We start from the raw sequence: 16,931 nt of genomic DNA on the forward strand, positions 1-16,931 counted from the left end.
TGATGCGTTCACCCGTTGCATTTGCTGATAGGGTTGAGCGGTCTTTGACCGGCTCCCCGAGAGGAAGGATCGGAACGTGATTGGACGTTTGCGCGGCACCCTGGCGGAGAAACAGCCGCCGCACCTGATTATCGACGTCAACGGCGTGGGTTACGAACTGGAAGTTCCCATGACCACGCTGTACCGTCTGCCCAAGGTGGGCGAACCTGTCACCGTGCATACCCATCTGGTCGTGCGCGAAGACGCCCACTTGCTCTATGGGTTTGCCGAAAAGCGCGAGCGCGAGCTGTTCCGCGAGCTCATCCGGCTCAACGGCGTGGGCCCGAAGCTGGCACTGGCGCTGATGTCCGGCCTGGAAATCGACGAGCTGGTGCGCTGCGTGCAGGCCCAGGACACCTCGGCCCTGGTACGCGTGCCCGGTGTCGGCAAGAAAACCGCCGAACGCCTGCTGGTCGAGCTCAAGGACCGCTTCAAGGCCTGGGAGACCTCCCCGGCCATGTTCACCTTGGTGTCGGATGGCCCGTTGCCGGCGGCCAGCGAGTCCAGCGCCGAGGCTGATGCCGTCAGCGCCCTGGTCTCGCTGGGCTACAAGCCGCAGGAAGCCAGCAAGGCGATCGCCGCGATCAAGGACAAGGCCGGCCTGAGTAGTGAAGAGCTGATCCGCCGCAGCCTTAAAGGGATGATTACCAAGTGATCGAAGCCGACCGCCTGATCGCCGCCAGTGGCCGCGACCGCGAAGAGGTCCAGGACCGTGCGATTCGCCCGCTGAGCCTGGACGACTACATCGGCCAGCCGGTGGTGCGCGAGCAGATGGCGCTGTTCATCCAGGCCGCCCGTGGCCGCAGCGAGTCGCTCGACCACACGCTGATCTTCGGCCCGCCGGGGTTGGGCAAGACCACCCTGGCCAACATCATTGCCCATGAAATGGGCGTGTCGGTGAAGAGCACTTCGGGGCCGATCCTGGAGCGCCCCGGCGACCTGGCCGCCATGCTGACCAACCTCGAACCGCACGACGTGCTGTTCATCGACGAGATCCACCGGCTGTCGCCGGTCGTCGAAGAGGTGCTGTACCCGGCCATGGAGGACTTCCAGCTCGACATCATGATCGGCGAAGGCCCCGCGGCCCGTTCGATCAAGCTCGACCTGCCACCGTTTACCCTGGTGGGGGCTACCACCCGTGCCGGCATGCTCACCAACCCGTTGCGTGACCGCTTCGGTATCGTCCAGCGCCTGGAGTTCTACAGCGACAAGGACCTGGCCACCATTGTCAGCCGTTCAGCCAACATCCTTGGCCTGGTCATTGAAGACCAGGGCGCTTACGAGATTGCCCGGCGTGCCCGGGGCACGCCGCGTATCGCCAACCGCCTGCTGCGGCGCGTGCGCGACTACGCCGAGGTGCGCGGCAAGGGCCAGATCACCAAGGCCGTGGCCGACATGGCGCTGAACCTGCTGGACGTCGACGAGCGTGGGTTTGACCATTCCGACCGCCGCCTGCTGCTGACCATGATCGAGAAGTTCGATGGCGGCCCGGTAGGGGTGGACAACCTGGCTGCGGCCATCAGCGAAGAGCGTCATACCATCGAAGATGTGCTGGAGCCGTACCTGATCCAGCAGGGCTACATCATGCGCACGCCGCGCGGTCGCGTGGTCACCCGGCATGCCTACCTGCACTTTGGCCTGAATATTCCCGGGCGTTTGGGGGAGGGCGGTGATTTTTCCGAGCCAGGCGATGAATGACAGATCAAAAGCGGCTTTTCGTGGTCCTACCGCTGGCATGCCCAAGGTGCGCTGGCAATAAGACATTAATGAAGAAAAAACAGTTGCCACAGCGGATTGGCAAGCTGAGGAGTAAGCACTAGAGTATGCGCGCGCAAAATCAGCTCGAACCGTTCGCACACCGTTGTCGCGTCTATTACGAAGACACCGATGCGGGCGGCGTGGTGTATTACGTCAACTACCTGAAATTCATGGAGCGTGCGCGCACCGAATGGCTCCGTAACATGGGCTTTTCCCAGCAGAAACTGGCCGGGGAGAACCTGTTGTTGGTGGTCCATTCCTGCGAAGCGCGCTATCACGCGCCGGCCCGCTTGGACGATGAACTTCGGGTGACCGCGCAAGTACTTGAACTCAATCGCGCCAGCCTGCGTTTTGCACAGCAGGTCTGGCGGGAAAAGGATGAAACGCTGCTCTGCGAAGGGCAGGTCCTGGTGGCCGCGGTGCGCGCCGACACTTTCAAACCCCGAGCCTTACCCCCGGAGCTGCGCGACGCCTATGTGGCGAACGGCTCGGGTACTCAATCGAATGCAGGAGAATAAGCGTGGAAGCTAACGTCGTCGACCATACCTCCATGTGGAGTCTGGTCAGCAATGCCAGCGTGGTGGTACAGCTGGTAATGCTGATCCTGGTGGCCGCCTCGGTCACCTCATGGATCATGATCTTTCAGCGCAGCACCATGCTGCGCGCCGGTCGTCGTGCGCTGGATGCCTTCGAGGAGCGCTTCTGGTCGGGCATCGATCTGTCCAAGCTGTACCGTCAGGCAGGCAGCAACCCAGACCCGGATTCCGGCGTCGAGCAGGTGTTCCGTGCCGGCTTCAAGGAGTTCTCGCGCCTGCGTCAGCAGCCGGGCGTTGACCCGGACGCCGTCATGGAAGGCGTTGGCCGTGCCATGCGCGTAGCCATTTCACGCGAGGAAGAAAAACTCGAGCAGAGCCTGCCGTTCCTGGCCACCGTCGGTTCCACCAGCCCGTACATTGGCCTGTTCGGTACCGTCTGGGGGATCATGAACTCCTTCCGCGGCCTGGCCAGCGCCCAGCAGGCCACCCTGGCCACGGTTGCCCCGGGTATCGCCGAAGCGCTGATCGCCACCGCCATCGGCCTGTTTGCAGCAATCCCGGCGGTCATCGCCTACAACCGTTTCGCCGCGCGCAGCGAAGTGCTGATCGGTCGTTACTACACCTTCGCCGACGAGTTCCAGGCGATCCTGCACCGCAAAGTGCACACCAGCGAAGAGTAATCAGGTAGAAGCCCATGGCCCGAGTTCGCCACAAACGCAAGCCCGTCGCCGAGATGAACGTGGTGCCCTACATCGACGTGATGCTGGTGCTGCTGGTCATCTTCATGGTGACGGCGCCCATGCTCAACCAGGGCGTCAAAGTCGACCTGCCCAAGGTTTCCAGTGAAGCCTTGCCGCAGGACAACAACGTCCAGATCCTCACCATCTCCATCAAGGCCGACAAGACCTACTACTGGAACCTTGGCAGCGAAGTCGATACCGACAAGCAGATGGACAAGGCCATGACCTTGCCTGACATGACCAATGCAGTGACCAAGATCATTGCTGCCGGCCGTGACCAGGGCAAGCAGACCCAGGTGTTCATTCGTGGCGACAAGGCTGTCGACTATGGCGCGGTCATGGGTGCCATGGGCGGGTTGCAGAAGGCCGGTGTCGGTAACGTTGGCCTGATTACCGAGGCGCCCTGATGCAACAGCGAGAGCCATCCGCCTCGGAAAGCTACTTCTGGCCCAGTGTCTGGGCCATTGGCCTGCATGTGCTGGTGTTCGCCATGCTGTTCGTCAGTTTCGCCATGACGCCTGAGCTGCCGCCTTCCAAGCCGATCGTTCAGGCTACCCTGTACCAGCTCAAGTCCAAGAGCCAGGCGACCACCCAGACCAATCAGAAGATTGCCGGGGAAGCGAAGAAAACCGCTTCGCGCCAGACCGAGGTCGAGCAGCTGGAGCAGAAGAAGGTCGAGCAGGAGGCCGTGAAGGCCGCGGAACAAAAGAAGGCCGACGCCGCTCAAAAGGCCGAGGAGGCTCGCGAAGCCGCCGAGGCGAAGAAAGCCGAGGACGCTGCCAAGGCTGCCGATGCCGCCAAGGCTAGCGAGGCCAAGAAAGCCGCAGAAGCCAAGAAGGCCGATGAGGCGAAGAAGGCCGCCGAGAAGCAGCAGGCCGACATCGCCAAGAAGAAGGCCGAGGACGAAGCCAAGAAAAAAGCCGAAGAAGAGGCCAAGAAAGAGGCCGCTGAAGAGGCGAAGAAACAAGCCGCCGAGGACGCCAAGAAAAAGGCAGCCGAAGAGGCCAAGAAGAAAGCAGCCGAGGACGCCAAGAAGAAAGCGGCGGCCGAGGACGCGAAGAAGAAGGCAGCTGAAGAGGCCAAGAAAAAGGCCGCTGCAGACGCCCAGAAGAAAAAGGCACAGGAAGCGGCCCGCAAGGCGGCAGAAGACAAGAAAGCCCAGGCCCTGGCCGAGCTGTTGTCCGACACCACCGAGCGGCAGCAGGCGCTGGCCGACGAGCAGGGTGACCAGGTAGCCGGCGACTTCGACGACCTGATCCGTATGCGCGCGGCCGAGGGCTGGGCGCGTCCGCCTTCCGCGCGCAAGGGCATGACGGTGGTCCTGCAGATCAACATGTTGCCGGACGGTACCATCACCAGTGTCAGCGTGGCCCGTTCCAGTGGTGACGGCCCGTATGACAGTTCGGCGGTGGCTGCGGTGAAGAACATTGGTCGTTTGACCGAGATGCAGGGTATGAAGCCGAGCGATTTCAACCAATATCGTTCGTTCAAGATGACATTTACACCTGAGGATCTAGCGTTGTGATTAAACGTCTGAGAGGACTGCTGGTCATGCTGTGCTGCGTGGCAGGCATGGCCGTGGCAGAGGAAAAGAACATCCTGGTCACCAGCGGCAGCGACCGGGCAACGCCCATCGCGGTAGTGCCGTTCGGTCTGCAAGGTGGTAGCGTGCTGCCCGAGGACATTGCCGACATCATTGGCAACGACCTGCGCAACTCCGGCTACTACTCGCCGATTCCACGGCAGAACATGATCAGCCAGCCGTCGCAGGCCAGCGAAGTCATCTTCCGTGACTGGAAAGCGCTGGGTGCCCAATACGTGATGGTCGGCAGCATCGTGCCATCGGGCGGTCGCCTGCAGGTGCAGTACGCCCTGTTCAACGTCGCCACCGAGCAGCAAGTGCTGACCGGCAGCGTCGCGGGCAGCACCGACCAGTTGCGCGACATGGCGCACTACATCGCCGACCAGTCGTTCGAGAAGCTCACCGGCATCAAGGGTGCGTTCTCTACCCGTATGCTGTACGTGACGGCCGAGCGTTTCTCCACCAACAATACCCGCTACACCCTGCAGCGTTCGGACTACGACGGTGCGCGTGCGGTCACCCTGCTGCAATCGCGTGAGCCGATCCTGTCGCCGCGCTTTGCGCCGGATGGCAAGCGTATCGCCTATGTGTCGTTCGAACAGAGACGCCCGCGCATCTTCATTCAGAACATCGATACCGGCCGCCGCGAGCAGGTGACCAACTTCGAAGGCCTGAACGGCGCGCCAGCCTGGTCGCCGGATGGTTCGCGCCTGGCGTTCGTGCTGTCGAAAGACGGCAACCCGGACATCTACGTGATGAACGTGGCGTCGCGCCAGATCAACCGTGTTACCGCAGGCCCGGGTATCAACACCGAGCCGTTCTGGGGTAAAGACGGCAACACCCTTTACTTCACCTCCGACCGTGGCGGCAAACCGCAGATCTACAAACAGTCGGTCAGTGGTGGTGGTGCCGAGCGCGTAACCTTCGTTGGCAACTACAACGCCAACCCGAAACTGTCTGCCGACGAAAAGACCCTGGTGATGATCCATCGCCAACAGGGCTTTACCAACTTCAAAGTGGCGGCACAGGACTTGCAACGCGGAAGTGTAAAGATTCTCTCTGAAACAAGTCTTGATGAGTCTCCCACTGTTGCGCCAAACGGCACCATGCTAATCTACGCCACCCGCCAGCAGGGCCGGGGAGTCTTGATGCTCGTGTCGCTTAATGGCCGCGTGAGGCTCCCACTTCCTACCGCTCAAGGCGAAGTCAGAGAACCGTCCTGGTCCCCTTACCTGAACTGATTGCGGCGTAATACGTTTTGCTTAACACACTGGGGTTTCATTAGGAGTTTCACGATGGAAATGCTGAAGTTTGGTAAATTCGCTGCGCTGGCTCTGGCCATGGCCGTAGCTGTAGGTTGCTCCTCGAAGGGCGGTGACAACGCAGGCGAAGGCGCTGCTGTAGATCCGAACGCTGGCTACGGTGCCAACACTGGCGCTGTTGACGGTTCCCTGAGCGAAGAAGCCGCCCTGCGCGCAATCACCACCTTCTACTTCGAATACGACAGCTCGGACCTGAAGCCAGAAGCCATGCGCGCTCTGGACGTTCACGCCAAGGACCTGAAGTCCAACGGCAACCGCGTTGTTCTGGAAGGCAACACCGACGAGCGCGGCACCCGCGAGTACAACATGGCTCTGGGTGAGCGTCGTGCGAAAGCCGTTCAGCGCTACCTGGTTCTGCAGGGTGTTTCCCCTGCTCAGCTGGAACTGGTTTCCTACGGCGAAGAGCGTCCAGTTGCCACCGGCAACGACGAGCAGTCCTGGGCTCAGAACCGTCGCGTAGAACTGCGTAAGTAAGTTCTTATGCGTATGTGCCGCCGTGTAGTAACCGTCCTCGCACTCAGCCTGCCGCTCGCGGCCTGGGCTGAGGTCCCTGTAGTAGATGACAACGCAGGCAGCTATCCGCCTGTGGGTTATGGCACGAGCGGCGCCTATGCCGGGTCAGGGGCTTCGGCCCCTGCCTCTGCACAGGGCCAGCTGTTCATGCAGCTGCAACAGATGCAGGACCAGCTTTCCCGCCAGCAAGGCATCATCGAAGAGCTGCAGAACGATGTGTCGCGCATGAAGCAGGAAAACCTGGAGCGATACCAGGACCTGGACCGTCGCATCAACAGTGGCGCCGCACCTGCCGCGACCCCTGACAATTCCACCGGTGGTGGTGCTTCAAATGCCGCCCCCGATGCAGCAGCTGGTGCTGCTGCGCAACAACCGGCCGCCAATAGCGAGCCCGGTGATCCAGCGAAAGAAAAGCTCTACTACGATGCTGCTTTCGACCTGATCAAACAGAAGGACTTCGACAAGGCCAGCCAGGCGTTCAATGCCTTCCTGCGCAAGTACCCCAACAGCCAGTACGCCGGCAACGCGCAGTACTGGCTGGGTGAAGTGAACCTGGCCAAAGGCGACCTGCCGGGTGCCAGCCAAGCCTTTGCCCAGGTCAGCCAGAAGTATCCCAAGCACAGCAAAGTGCCGGATTCGCTCTACAAACTGGCCGACGTCGAGCGCCGCATGGGCCACACCGACAAGGTCAAGGGCATCCTGCAGCAGGTCATCACCCAGTACCCCGGCACCTCTGCCGCGCAGCTGGCCCAGCGTGACTTGCAGAAGCTCTGAGCCTTGTCGCTGTACCGCTCGAAAGAAACCCGCGCCAGTCGCGGGTTTTTTCGTTAGAATCACTGCCCTTTTTTCGTAAACACGCTGCTGCGGATAACGCCATGTCGAGTCCGCGACAGTGCCTGACGGAGGCGGACAGCCTGTTTAGCTGTCACGCCCGTGGCGAGCATGCAAGACACATTACGCATCACAGAAGTCTTTTACTCTTTGCAGGGTGAAACGCGAACGGCTGGCCTGCCCACCGTATTCGTGCGCCTCACCGGTTGCCCCCTGCGCTGCCAGTACTGCGACAGTGCCTATGCCTTCACGGGTGGCACTATTCGTACCCTCGATTCGATCCTTGAGCAGGTTGCCGGCTTCAAGCCCCGCTACGTCTGTGTCACCGGTGGCGAGCCACTGGCGCAGCCCAACGCCTTGCCGTTGCTGCAGCGGCTGTGTGACGCCGGTTACGAGGTGTCGCTGGAGACCAGTGGCGCGTTGGATATCACGGGCACTGACACCCGCGTCAGCCGCGTGGTCGACCTGAAGACCCCCGGTTCCGAGGAGTCGCACCGTAACCGTTACGAGAACATCGAGCAGCTGACCCGCAACGACCAGGTCAAGTTCGTCATCTGTTCCCGTGAGGACTATGACTGGGCGGTATCCAAGCTGATCCAGTACAACCTGGCTGAGCGTGCCGGTGAGGTGTTGTTCTCGCCGAGCCACCACCAGGTGAGTGCAAGCGACCTGGCCGACTGGATCGTCGCTGACAACCTGCCTGTACGTTTCCAGCTGCAGTTGCACAAGCTGCTGTGGAACGACGAACCCGGACGTTGATTGAGAGTAAATGCACATGACTGAGAAACGCGCGGTAATCCTGCTGTCTGGTGGCCTCGATTCGGCCACCGTCGTAGCCATGGCCAAGGCCGAAGGCTACAGCTGCTACACCATGAGCTTCGACTATGGCCAGCGCCACCGTGCCGAGCTGAATGCAGCTGCCCGTGTCGCCCGGGGCCTGGGCGTGGTCGAGCACAAGGTAATCGGCCTGAATCTCGACGGTATCGGTGGTTCGGCGTTGACCGACAGCAGCATCGACGTGCCGGAAGCCCCGAGCGAAGGCATCCCGGTCACCTACGTGCCGGCGCGTAACACCGTGTTCCTGTCGCTGGCCCTGGGCTGGGCAGAAGTGCTGGAAGCGCGTGACATCTTCATCGGCGTCAATGCCGTGGACTATTCCGGTTACCCTGATTGCCGCCCCGAGTTCGTCGAAGCCTTCGAGCGCATGGCCAACCTGGCGACCAAGGCCGGTGTAGAAGGGCAGGGCTTCCGTATTCAGGCGCCGCTGCAGAACCTGAGCAAGGCGCAGATCGTGCAGGCCGGCATGGCCCGTGGTGTGGATTACAGCCTGACCGTTTCCTGCTACCAGGCCGACGATGATGGCCGCGCCTGTGGCAAATGCGACAGCTGCCGCCTGCGCGCCGACGGCTTCAAGGCTGCCGGTGTAGTGGACCCGACGCGGTATTTTTGAAAAAACCTTGATGGAGTGTTGATTTTTCGTTAGAAATCAGTATTATACGCGCCATCAATCGGGTCGTTAGCTCAGTTGGTAGAGCAGTTGGCTTTTAACCAATTGGTCGTAGGTTCGAATCCTACACGACCCACCATACGCAGTACGTCAAAGCCCGCGACCAGAAATGGCCGCGGGCTTTTTCGTTTTCGGGATTCTGGGGCCGCTTTGCGGCCCTATCGCGACGCAAGGCCGCTCCCACAGAGTTCCTTGTGGGAGCGGCCTCGTGTCGCGAAAGGGGCGCACAGCGCCCCCAGCTTACTCAGCCCACTCCGGATCCCCGGTGAACACCACCGTCAACCAGCGGTCCGGCCCTTCGCCGCCTACCGCATCACCAATCTCGTTGCGCCACGTATCCCATTCATCAATGGTCTTAGCAGCCATGGTCTTTGGCACGATGAAATACAACTCGATCTCCCGTGAGCGCCCGACCTTGGCGACATAGGCGCGGTACGACTGCAGCCCGTGGCGGGCGACGAAGGCCTTGGCCACTTCATCCACGTGCAGCTTGAGGTCGCCAGGGGTGACCAGGAAGATTTCCGCAAGCGCCTGACGCACCACCGACATCGGCAACGGCACGATCACCAGGCACACCAGCGCCAATACCGCCGGGTCGATGTACGGCGACACCCACTCCAGCGACGTGCCCTGCACCGCGTAACCAAAGCAGAAGGCGATCAACAGCGCGGCGGTGATGCTGGCCGACATCACCCAGCCCTTGACGTCCATGCGCACGAAGTCTGACTTCAGCTTGCGGTTGGCGCGGGCTTCGACGACGGCGATGGTCACGCAGGTGATCACGGTCAGCACGGCATAGACCATGGCAATGCCGAACTCCAGGTGGCGCCCGCCTTGCAGCAGGCTACTGACGGCGTTGATCAGCGCGTAGATGGCCACGCCGCTGAGCAGGATGCCGTTGAGTGCCAGCACCATCGGTTCCAGGTGCCAGAAGCCCATGGTGAAGCGCTCGCGCAGCTTGCGCGACATTTGCACGCTGGCGGTGTGCGAGGTGATCAGCTTGACCACCACCAGCGACAGGCCGCTCATGCTGGCATCGACCAGCGAGTACACGCCGTCGAAGACGATGGAGAACGAGCCGGAGGCCAGGCCGAAGGCGATGCCGATGGTGGCGATGAACAGCGTGACGGCAATCGAGGTGCGTAACAGGCCCTGTTCGCTGGTGATGTCGAAGAAGGTGGATCTGGTTGCGGTTTGCATGACTTGTGCTCAGTAAAAACGATAATGCTGTGGTGTCTGTATGGGCCTCTTCGCGGGCACGCCCGCTCCCACAGGATCTGCGCCGGCCTCGAAGGCGGCGACGCACCTGTGGGAGCGGGCGTGCCCGCGAAAAGGCCCATACAGGCTAGACGCGAAATTGCTCCATCAGCGCCTGTTGCTGGTTGGCCAGCCGGTTCAGGGCCTGGCTGATGCGCGCCGATTCGTCGGCCTGGCCAGCCAGTGATTCTGTCACATCCCGGATGCCCGCCACGTTGCGGTTCACTTCTTCGGCCACCGCGCTCTGCTCTTCGGCCGCCGAAGCGATCTGCAGGTTCATGTCGCTGATCACGGTCACCGCCTCGCCAATGCGCTGTAGCGCAGGCAGCGCCTGTTCCATGCGCGCCGCGCTGGCCTGGGCCTGACGCTGGCCTTCATGCATGGCCCCCACTACATCCTGGGTACCCTGCTGCAGGCCTTCGATGACCTGGCGAATTTCCTCCACCGACACTTGCGTGCGCTGGGCCAGGCCGCGCACCTCATCGGCGACCACGGCAAAACCACGCCCGGCTTCGCCAGCGCGGGCGGCTTCGATGGCCGCATTGAGTGCCAGCAGGTTGGTCTGCTCGGCGATGGTGCGAATCACTTCCAGCACCGAGCCGATCTGGCCGCTGCGGCCTTCCAGTGCTCGCGCCTCGTCCATGGCCGTGTTCATGCCGGCAGCCAGGCTATCGATGCCCTGGCGGGTGCTGTCGATCAGTTGCAGGCCTTCGCGGCTGGCCTGGTCGGCGGCACGTGCGGCCTGGGCGGCCTGCGATGCGTTGTGGGCGACATCCAGGGCCGTGGCGCTCATCTCGTTGGCTGCCGTGGCTACCTGTTCGATCTCACGGTGCTGCTGCTGCATGCCGGTGCTGGTCTGGCTGGCGATGGCGGCCGACTGGTCGGCAGTCCCACGGGCTTCCTGCAGCGAGCCTTTGACCTGGGCAATGACCGGTTGCAGCTTGTCGAGGAAGCGGTTGAACCAGTGGGTGAGCTGGCCCAGTTCGTCCTGGCGGGCGTAGTCCAGGCGGCGAGTAAGATCGCCTTCACCGCTGGCGATGTCTTCCAGGCGTGCGGCCACGGCCAGGATTGGCCGGGTGACGCCGCGTGCGGTCAGCCACACCAGCAGCAAACCTGCGATAGCGGCGCCAAGGCCGATCAGCAGGCTGGTGAGGTTGGCATTCTGGTTATGCGCATCCAGGCGCTGGTTGAGGGCCACGGCGGGTGCCTGCAGCACGCTTTCCGGCAGTTCCAGCAATACCTGCCAAGGCGCGGCGTCAGGGATGGGGGCGAAGGGGTGGGCCACGCGCAGCAGGCCGTCGGCCACCGTATTGTCCATGGGCTTGCCGAGCGTGCTGGCATCGCGGCTGTTGCCTGCCAGCAGGCCGGCTGCGCTGGCGATACTGACATGGCCCTGGCCATCGAACAGCTCGCGGCGGCCGTCCAGGCTCAGTTGCTGCAGGTTGGCCAAGCCAATGTCCAGGCCGACCACGCCGACCACCTTGCCATGCTCCAGCAGCGGCAGGGCAATGCTGGTCATCAGCACCTGGCGGCCATTGACCTCGTCGAGGTACGGTTCCAGCATGCAGGTACGGGCGGTGTCCTGTGGGCAGGTCAGCCAGCGGTTCTTTGCCGCGCCGTTGCTGCCGACGCTGGCATCGCCAAGCATCGCTTCCGGCATGGCCTCAAGCTCCAGGGTGCCGGGGTGCGGCTGCGACCAGTACAACGAGAAACGCCCGCTTTCATTGCTGCCCACGGCGTCCTGGCCGAGGTACTGGCTATCCTGCTGGTCCAGCGCGTTTGGCATGAACACCAGGTACAGGCCGATCACATCCGGGTTGCCGGCCAGGCTGGCACGGGCCTGGCGGGTCAGCTCGGCGCGCAGGTCACTGCCACCTCGGGCCTTGAGCACCTGCACCATGCGGGCAAAGCCATTGCCGTACTGGTAGGCGTCCATGAAGTAGCGCTGAACCCGCAAGGCCTGGGTTTCGGCGTGGGCCTGCAGGCGCTGGCGCGCGCTGCTGTCGAGCATGGCGGTGTTGGCCTGGTTGACCAGGGCAGCGCTACGCTGCGCCTGGGTCAGTGACGTGGCCACCAGCAGGGCGACGATGGCCAGCAGGCACAGGCCGGCGAGCAGGGTGATCTTCCACTGGATGGAGAGGCGACGCAGCGGCATGAGGGCTTTCCTTTTCGATCAAGTACAACGCCCGCGGTCAGGTGCGGGCGTTGTTGGCAGCTTGGGTCATTCGGCGACGTAGTTGGGCGGTGCCGACCGGAAGGCTTTGGTCAGCCAACCCAGGTAGATCAACCCGACCGCCGCCCAGATGCCGCCGAACATCAGCGAATGCGCGTTCAGGTCGAGCCACAGCGAGACGATGATGCAGAAGCCAATGGTTGGCAGCACCAGGTACTTCAGCTGGTTGGCCAGCCCCCGGCGGTTGCCTTCGCGCAGGTAGCAGTGGTTGATCACGGACAGGTTGACGAAGCTGAACGCGACCAGCGCACCGAAGTTGATGATCGAGGTGGCGGTCACCAGGTCGAAGAAGATCGCCGACAGCGCAACCAGCCCCACCACGGCAATGTTCAGCACCGGCGTCTTGTAGCGCGAGTGCAGGCGGGCAAAGAGGCTGGCCGGGATCACGTTGTCGCGGCCCATCACGTACAGCAGGCGCGACACGCTGGTTTGCGAGGCCAGGCCCGACGCGATGGTGTTGATCACGGTGCAGGCGATGAAGATCGACTGGAACAGCTTGCCGCCGACGTACAGGGCGATTTCCGGCAGGGCCGCTTCCTGGTCGTGGAAGCGCGCCATGGTCGGGAAGTAGGCCTGGATGAAGTACGACACGGTGATGAACACCACGCCACCGATCAGTGCGGTGAGGAAGATCGCCCGTGGGATGGTCTTGGCCGGGTCGCGGGTTTCTTCGGACAGGCAGGTGACCGCGTCGAAGCCCAGGAACGAGAAGCACAGGATGGTCGCACCGGCGGCCAGCGCGCTGAGGTGGGTCTGGTTGTCGGCGAACGGCAGCAGGCTCCAGGTGGTGCCCAGCCCTTCACCCTGGCCCAGGCCGCGCACGCACAGGTAGATGAACACGGCGATGATCGCCACCTGCACGCCCACGAACAGCAGGTTGAAGTGCGCCACCAGGTTTACGCTGCGCATGTTGATCAGGCTGATCAGGCTGACGAAGCCGACCACCCATATCCACTCCGGTACTTCGGGGAACATGGCCGAGAGGTACAGCTTGGCCAGCAGCGCGTTGACCATCGGCAGCAGCAGGTAGTCCAGCAGCGACGACCAGCCGACCAGGAAGCCCACGTGCGGGTTGATCGCGCGTTGGGTGTAGGTGTACGCCGAGCCCGACTGCGGGAAGCGTTTTACCAGGGTGCCGTAGCTCACGGCGGTGAACAGGATGCCCGCCAGCGCCAGGATGTAGGCGCTGGGCACATGGCCGGCGGTGATCCCGCTGACGATGCCGAAGGTGTCGAACACGGTCATCGGGGTCAGGTAGGCCAGGCCGATGATGATCACGTGCCAGAGGCGCAGGGTTTTGCGGAGTTGGCCGTTGCCGGAAGCGCTGTGATCAGGCTGCATGCTGGCATGGCTCCTGGGCGTAAACGGCGGGCACGGTGTATTGCGCATGCGGCAAGGGCGAGCGGGTGGGCTCCATGTTGTTCACCTTTTTTGTAGGAGCGGCGGAAGGCGCGGGGGGGAGACGCGCTAAGTGGTGAAAATAAAAAACGATGGGTAGGTTGGTGTCAAGTTAAACATGACAAGATGTTACTGAATTGAAACATTTATCGATTTAAAGGGGCTTTTGTTCGGTTTTTGCGCGTTTTTTTGCGGTTTTGATCAATTTGAATGTTCGTAAAAATTAACGAATCATGCCTTCCTTGAGGGGACTCAGATTCCTCTGAAAAATGTGTTTTCTGTTTTCGAACCGGCCATCGTGTTCTGTCCCAGTGGTACTCTTCGCCTCCTGCGTGGCCTTTGTCGCCCAAGAAGCCCTTACGGACAATCGGTTCTATTCATGAAGAAATCAGTTGGCATCCTTTCCGGCCTGGCGATTGCCATTGCCGTCGCATCCACCGCTGGTGCCTGGTACACCGGCAAGCAGTTGCCTGCCGAGCTGGACAACGCCCTTGTCCGCAGCAACGCCGAGCTCAAGAAGGCCCTGGTGACCACCGGCGGCAGCATGAGCATCGAGCGGGTGTCGCTGGAACAGCATTTCTTCAGCAGTACCGCCCAGTACCGGCTCAAGGCCCGCGACATCAACGTGGGTGAAGGCGAGGTGGTGAGTTTTGATGTGGGCGTGACCGACCAGATCGAGCACGGCCCGTTTCCCTGGTCGCGGGTCAAGGCGTTGAAGCTGATGCCGGTGATGGCGGTCAGCAACAGCACCTTGCAGAAGGACGATGCCACCGCAGCGTGGTTCGCCGCCGCAGGCGAACAGGCCCCGGTCAGCGCACAGACCAGCCTGGGTTACGGCGGCAGTGTGGTCAGCCAGGTCCGGCTGGCGCCGGTCAAGCTCGACGAAGCTGACGGCAACAGCCTCGACTTCTCGGGCATGCAGTTGGAAGTCAGTGGCGACAAGGAAGGCAAGGCGTCGAAGTTCCACGGCCAGGCCGACCGTTTCATGATGAAGCTTGTGCGTGATGACCAGCCGCCTGCCACGTTCGAACTCAAAGGCCTGAAGGTGAGCGGCAACCTTCAGGCCACCGTGCACGACGCCATCTATGTGGGCAATGTCGACCTGGCGCTGGCCGAAACCAAGGTCACCCTGGGGCCAAAGCAGCAGGTGCTGCTGATCAACGGCCTGGAGCAGAATGTGCTGCAAACCCTGGACGGCCCGGATAACGTGGGCGGTCGCGTGGAGTACAAGGTCGGCGACATCACCTGGGATGGCCGTGCGGTGGGCAAGGGGCACATGCTGGTGAGTGTCAGTTCGGTCAACGCACCGGCATTGCAGGCGTTGTCGAAGTGGTACCAGGCGCACCTGCCGGAGTTCGAGGCCGCCGCTGCAGCCGGTCAGCCGGTACCGCAGATCCAGATGGACGACGCAGAGAAGGCCCGGTTTCAGGGTGACCTGCGGCAACTGCTGGCCGCCAAGCCCAAGGTGGCGATAGAAAACCTGTCGTTCAAGACCGCCAATGGCGAGAGCCGTTTCAACCTGTCGATGGACTTCGCCGCCCCGGCCAGCTTCGACCTGCCGCCTGACCAGTTGAGCAAGCAAATGATCACCGAGGTGAAGGGCAAGCTGTCGCTGTCCAAGCCGATGATGGGTGACCTGGCGACCTTGCAGGCGCTGCTGGATGGCCAGACCGACGCCCAGGCGATTGCCATGCAGTCGAGCCAGGCGGGGGAAATGGCCGGCATGATGGCGCTGCAGAGCGGCCTGGCCACCGTTGAAGGCAATGATGTGGTCAGCAGCCTGCACTATGCCGATGGCATGGTTGATTTCAACGGCAAGAAAATGACCGTGGAAGAGTTCGCCATGCTCATTACTGCGCGCTTGGCAGCCCCGGTGCCAGGGGGCTGACCCCTTCATCCTGTGCTGGGCCTCGGCCTCAGGGCGGTGAATAACCTGTGGGAGCGGGTTTACCCGCGAATGGGCCAGCACAGGCAACACAAAAACCACTTTAGTAATCGCTGGATTGTCTGTAGCCTTCGGCCTCCGATAATAATCCGCGCCCGCAGAGGGCCGTGGCGGCCTGCGTGCCGTCCGGCACCCTTAGCCGATCTGTCAGGGCCGGGTGATACACTCGATTTGACGCGCACGCGCGCCTGCAGGTCCAGCGATCATGACCCAGATTTCCGAACGCCTGTTGGTTCAGGCTCACCTCGACGCCAAGCAGCCCAACCCGCTGACAGCCGAGCAGGAGGCCGAATACCGTGCGGCCATCGCTGCCGAGCTCAAGGCCCAGAACGCCGTGCTGGTTGCCCACTATTACTGCGACCCGGTTATCCAGGCCCTGGCTGAAGAAACCGGCGGCTGTGTGTCCGACTCGCTGGAAATGGCCCGCTTCGGCAAGAATCACCCGGCCGAAACAGTGATCGTGGCCGGTGTGCGCTTCATGGGCGAGACCGCGAAAATCCTCACCCCGGAAAAGCGCGTGCTGATGCCGACCCTGGAGGCCACCTGTTCGCTCGACCTGGGCTGTCCGGTGGAAGATTTCTCCGCCTTCTGCGACCAGCACCCTGAGCGCACCGTGGTGGTGTACGCCAACACTTCCGCTGCCGTGAAGGCCCGTGCCGACTGGGTGGTGACTTCAAGCTGCGCACTGGAAATCGTCGAAAGCCTGATGGACAACGGCGAAACCATCATCTGGGGCCCGGACCAGCACCTGGGCCGTTACATCCAGAAGCAAACCGGTGCCGACATGCTGCTGTGGGACGGTGCCTGCATCGTTCACGAAGAGTTCAAGTCGCGCCAGCTGGCCGACATGAAGGCGCTGTACCCGGACGCAGCGATCCTGGTGCACCCTGAATCACCGGAAGCGGTGATTGAGTTGGCCGACGCGGTGGGTTCCACCAGCCAGCTGATCAAGGCGGCGCAGACCCTGCCGAACAAGACCTTCATCGTCGCCACCGACCGCGGCATCTTCTACAAGATGCAGCAGCTGTGCCCGGACAAGGAATTTGTCGAAGCCCCTACCGCCGGCAACGGCGCGGCATGCCGCAGCTGCGCGCACTGCCCGTGGATGGCGATGAACACGTTGGAGCGGGTGCTGGATTGCCTGCGCAAAGGGGGCGATGAGATTTTCGTTGACCCGGCGCTGGTGCCCAAGGCGATCAAGCCGCTGAACCGCATGCTGGACTTCACCCAGGCCGCGCGCCTGAAACTGTCCGGTAACGCCTGATAGTGC

The 16,931-nt window shown here is 62.3% G+C and carries 16 protein-coding genes, 1 tRNA gene and 1 pseudogene; 14 read left to right on the top strand and 4 right to left on the bottom strand.

Going from position 1 to position 16,931, the window contains the following annotated elements:
* Positions 1-76 precede the first annotated feature (76 nt).
* The 12 genes from ruvA (at position 77) to ABOC32_RS09690 (ending at position 8,907) form a co-directional block, all read left to right on the top strand.
* Positions 77-694, top strand: coding sequence for a Holliday junction branch migration protein RuvA (ruvA, locus tag ABOC32_RS09635; protein WP_426810866.1), 618 nt, complete (start codon positions 77-79; stop codon positions 692-694).
* Positions 691-1,737, top strand: coding sequence for a Holliday junction branch migration DNA helicase RuvB (gene ruvB, locus ABOC32_RS09640; protein ID WP_016488653.1), 1,047 nt, complete (start codon positions 691-693; stop codon positions 1,735-1,737). Before ruvA ends, ruvB begins: the two co-directional genes overlap by 4 nt.
* A gap of 125 nt (positions 1,738-1,862) precedes the next feature.
* Positions 1,863-2,315, top strand: coding sequence for a tol-pal system-associated acyl-CoA thioesterase (gene ybgC / locus ABOC32_RS09645; protein WP_426810867.1), 453 nt, complete (start codon positions 1,863-1,865; stop codon positions 2,313-2,315).
* Positions 2,316-2,317: 2 nt separating this feature from the next.
* Complete coding sequence (gene tolQ, locus ABOC32_RS09650; RefSeq protein ID WP_008090219.1) at positions 2,318-3,013, top strand: protein TolQ; 696 nt, start codon at positions 2,318-2,320, stop codon at positions 3,011-3,013.
* Between the two features lie 14 nt (positions 3,014-3,027).
* Complete coding sequence (gene tolR, locus ABOC32_RS09655; protein ID WP_012273765.1) at positions 3,028-3,480, top strand: protein TolR; 453 nt, start codon at positions 3,028-3,030, stop codon at positions 3,478-3,480.
* On the top strand, positions 3,480-4,598 hold the full coding sequence (tolA, locus tag ABOC32_RS09660) for a cell envelope integrity protein TolA (RefSeq protein WP_426810868.1): 1,119 nt from the start codon (positions 3,480-3,482) through the stop codon (positions 4,596-4,598). The genes tolR and tolA overlap by 1 nt, the downstream gene beginning before the upstream one ends.
* 26 nt (positions 4,599-4,624) lie before the next feature.
* Positions 4,625-5,896, top strand: a complete 1,272-nt coding sequence (gene tolB / locus ABOC32_RS09665; protein ID WP_041167621.1) for a Tol-Pal system beta propeller repeat protein TolB — start codon at positions 4,625-4,627, stop codon at positions 5,894-5,896.
* Positions 5,897-5,950: 54 nt separating this feature from the next.
* Complete coding sequence (gene pal, locus ABOC32_RS09670) at positions 5,951-6,451, top strand: peptidoglycan-associated lipoprotein Pal (protein ID WP_012273762.1); 501 nt, start codon at positions 5,951-5,953, stop codon at positions 6,449-6,451.
* A 6-nt stretch (positions 6,452-6,457) separates the two neighbouring features.
* On the top strand, positions 6,458-7,264 hold the full coding sequence (ybgF, locus tag ABOC32_RS09675) for a tol-pal system protein YbgF (RefSeq protein ID WP_426810869.1): 807 nt from the start codon (positions 6,458-6,460) through the stop codon (positions 7,262-7,264).
* Positions 7,265-7,432: 168 nt separating this feature from the next.
* Positions 7,433-8,080: a 7-carboxy-7-deazaguanine synthase QueE gene (queE, locus tag ABOC32_RS09680; protein ID WP_264360459.1), complete on the top strand. Its 648-nt coding sequence runs from the start codon at positions 7,433-7,435 to the stop codon at positions 8,078-8,080.
* Between the two features lie 16 nt (positions 8,081-8,096).
* Entirely contained in the window at positions 8,097-8,771 is a 675-nt protein-coding gene (gene queC / locus ABOC32_RS09685; protein WP_426810870.1) for a 7-cyano-7-deazaguanine synthase QueC, read from the top strand.
* A 60-nt stretch (positions 8,772-8,831) separates the two neighbouring features.
* Positions 8,832-8,907, top strand: a tRNA-Lys gene (locus ABOC32_RS09690).
* A 161-nt stretch (positions 8,908-9,068) separates the two neighbouring features.
* Here ABOC32_RS09690 and ABOC32_RS09695 read toward each other — a convergent pair.
* The 4 genes and pseudogenes from ABOC32_RS09695 to ABOC32_RS09710 form a co-directional block, all read right to left on the bottom strand.
* Positions 9,069-10,028 (bottom strand): cation diffusion facilitator family transporter, encoded by a 960-nt coding sequence (locus ABOC32_RS09695; protein WP_426810871.1) that lies wholly within the window; start codon positions 10,026-10,028, stop codon positions 9,069-9,071.
* A gap of 145 nt (positions 10,029-10,173) precedes the next feature.
* Entirely contained in the window at positions 10,174-10,929 is a 756-nt protein-coding gene (locus ABOC32_RS09700; protein ID WP_426811587.1) for a methyl-accepting chemotaxis protein, read from the bottom strand.
* Positions 10,930-11,031: 102 nt separating this feature from the next.
* Positions 11,032-12,240 (bottom strand): annotated as a pseudogene (locus ABOC32_RS09705) (HAMP domain-containing protein); the annotation flags it as partial.
* Between the two features lie 66 nt (positions 12,241-12,306).
* Positions 12,307-13,659: an APC family permease gene (locus tag ABOC32_RS09710; RefSeq protein WP_016498333.1), complete on the bottom strand. Its 1,353-nt coding sequence runs from the start codon at positions 13,657-13,659 to the stop codon at positions 12,307-12,309.
* Positions 13,660-14,095: 436 nt separating this feature from the next.
* Here ABOC32_RS09710 and ABOC32_RS09715 point away from each other — a divergent pair, with 436 nt between their 5' ends.
* Positions 14,096-15,604, top strand: a complete 1,509-nt coding sequence (locus ABOC32_RS09715; protein WP_426810872.1) for a YdgA family protein — start codon at positions 14,096-14,098, stop codon at positions 15,602-15,604.
* A gap of 262 nt (positions 15,605-15,866) precedes the next feature.
* Positions 15,867-16,925 carry a quinolinate synthase NadA gene (gene nadA / locus ABOC32_RS09720; protein ID WP_043201894.1) on the top strand — a complete coding sequence of 353 codons (1,059 nt, stop codon included), beginning with the start codon at positions 15,867-15,869 and terminating at the stop codon, positions 16,923-16,925.
* Positions 16,926-16,931 lie beyond the last annotated feature (6 nt).

Source organism: Pseudomonas sp. WOUb67 (assembly GCF_050058005.1).
In the GTDB taxonomy this organism is placed as follows: Bacteria; Pseudomonadota; Gammaproteobacteria; order Pseudomonadales; family Pseudomonadaceae; genus Aquipseudomonas; species Aquipseudomonas putida_R.